This window comes from Methylacidimicrobium cyclopophantes, assembly GCF_902143385.2.
In the GTDB taxonomy this organism is placed as follows: domain Bacteria; phylum Verrucomicrobiota; class Verrucomicrobiia; order Methylacidiphilales; family Methylacidiphilaceae; genus Methylacidimicrobium; species Methylacidimicrobium cyclopophantes.
The window spans coordinates 1-2,207 of sequence record NZ_CABFUZ020000227.1 but is presented as its reverse complement, the minus strand read 5'-3'; the positions used below and the strand labels follow the sequence as shown (position 1 = coordinate 2,207).

The following is a 2,207-nucleotide window of genomic DNA, read 5'->3' as shown; positions in this document are numbered from 1 at the left end:
CCCGAATATGCAGAATAGGCGTATTGAAACTCAGCGTATGGGCAGAGTTACAGGGGATCAGCTACAAGACCGCCTAGCGGATGTGGAAGGCGGGCAAGCTGCCCGTACCCGCCGAACAGCTGGCCACCGGCACGGTGATCGTTCACGCGGAGAAGCACCCGCAGGGAGCCGTCCTCTATGTGCGAGTCTCCAGCAACGACCAGAAAGCAGATCTGGATCGGCAGCTTGCCCGTCTAACCGAATTCGCGATCACGCAAGGACTTTCCATCACCGATGCCGTCAAGGAAGTGGGATCCGGCCTGAACGGCCGCCGCAGGGGACTGATGCGCCTGCTGCGCGATCCAGCCGTTCGGACGATCGTCGTGGAACATCGGGATCGGCTGATGCGTTTCGGATGCGAATACGTGGAGACGGCCTTGGCTGCGAGTGGACGAAAGATCCTCGTAATGGATCCAGCGGAAAGGACCGGCGACATCGTGCGCGATCTCCACGAGGTCATCGTCTCGCTCTGCGCCCGTTTGTACGGCAAGCGTTCCGCAAAGAACCAAGCCAAGAAGGCCCTGGAGGCGATGCGTGAGTAGACCGGTCTTCACCTATCAAGCGAGACTCGCCTTGGACAAGGCGGGATGCGATGCACTCGACGCCTATGCCAGGATCCACGGACGGATGGAGCGGAGCCTCTTCGCCGCACTGCGTTCGGGCGGCGATGCGAACAAGATCAAGCGCGATTTTCTCCTCCGCTTCGGCGTGAGCGCCCGCCAATGCAACTCCGCGCGAGTCGAGCTCCAGGGGAAGATCGCTTCCATCCGGGAACGCCAACCCGAGTTGCTCGCCGAGTGCAAGGAACGCATCCGCAAGGCGGCCAGAGTCATTGCCAAGTTCGAAGCGAAGGCTCCCGGATCCAACAAGCTGCATCAGAAAAAGCGGCGGTTGAGAAACCTGGAGGAGCGGCGGGCGGGCCTCCTTCGCCTCTGCTTCGGCGGCAGGAAGCTCTTCCGCGCCCAATTCGACTTGGAAGCCAATGGCTATGCCGATCATAAGGCATGGCGCGAGGCATGGCGGCGCGCCCGCGACAACCAGTTCTTCGTCTTAGGCAGCCGGGACGAGACCGCCGGCAACCAGACATGCCAAGCGATCCCGCGCGACGACGGAACATTTGATCTCAAGCTGCGGTTGCCGCACACCTTGGCCGATCAGGGCAAACACCTCACGATCGCGGGAGTCCGCTTCGCCTATGGAGGCGACGCCATCCGAGCCGCCTTGGGATCCGGCCGGCGCATTCTTTCGACTACGGCGTCGGGCCGCTCGGTCGTGAAGCGCACCGGCGCCGCCGTCAGCTACCGCTTCCTGCGCGACGAGAAGGGCTGGCGGGTGTTCGCCAGCGTCGAGGCGCAACCCGTGGAGTTGACGACTACCCGATCCAGCGGTGCCATCGGCCTCGACATCAACCCCGATCATCTTGCCCTCTCCGAGACCGACCGCTTCGGGAATCAGGTCGATGTTTGGCGGACCGATCTGCCGCTTTACGGGAAGAGCGCCGAACAAGCAAAGGCGCTCATCGGCGACGCCTGCGTGGAGTTGGTCAGGATCGCCCGGGAACGCGGGAAGCCGATCGTCCTGGAGCGGCTCGACCTGCGCCAAAAGAAAGCGGATCTGGAAACGGCCGATCCGAGACGGGCGCGTCTTCTCTCCTCGTTTGCCTACCGCAAGACGGCCGCCTTTCTCAATGCCGCCGCATTCCGTCATGGAGTCGAGATCATCGAGGTGGAACCGGTCTACACGTCGGTGATCGGCGCGGTCAATTTCGCCAGAAGGCAAGGAATTTCGGTACACCAGGGCGCGGCTTACGCCGTCGCCCGCCGAGGATTGGGTCTGTCGGAGCGTCCGGCCGTGCGGGAGGCCGTCGTGCCGACCCGCAATGGCGGCCACGTCACCTTCGCCCTACCCGTGAGGAATCGGGCGAAGCATGTGTGGTCGTTCTGGGCGGGCGTTCGGACCAGACTCAAAGCGGCGCATGCAGCGCATGCCCGGTCGGGAGGCTTGCGTAAGCCTCCCGCGCCTCTGCTCCCGGAAACGCGGGCATTGGGCGCTACCTGGACATTGCCGGCGCAATCCCGGCACGCGAACCGTCGGCAGCACTGTTCGGCCGGCGTCGTGGAGGATCTTCCCCGGTAGCGGGATGGTTGTCCATGGTTTTAGGAACGGCT

At 63.5% G+C, this 2,207-nt stretch carries 2 protein-coding genes; both read left to right on the top strand.

Features of this window, described 5'->3' with window-relative positions; translation table 11 throughout:
* Positions 1-80: 80 nt before the first annotated feature.
* Positions 81-581 carry an IS607 family transposase gene (locus FN369_RS09485; protein WP_246189649.1) on the top strand — a complete coding sequence of 167 codons (501 nt, stop codon included), beginning with the start codon at positions 81-83 and terminating at the stop codon, positions 579-581.
* Complete coding sequence (locus FN369_RS09480) at positions 574-2,175, top strand: IS200/IS605 family element transposase accessory protein TnpB (protein WP_142525910.1); 1,602 nt, start codon at positions 574-576, stop codon at positions 2,173-2,175. The genes FN369_RS09485 and FN369_RS09480 overlap by 8 nt, the downstream gene beginning before the upstream one ends.
* Positions 2,176-2,207: the final 32 nt, after the last annotated feature.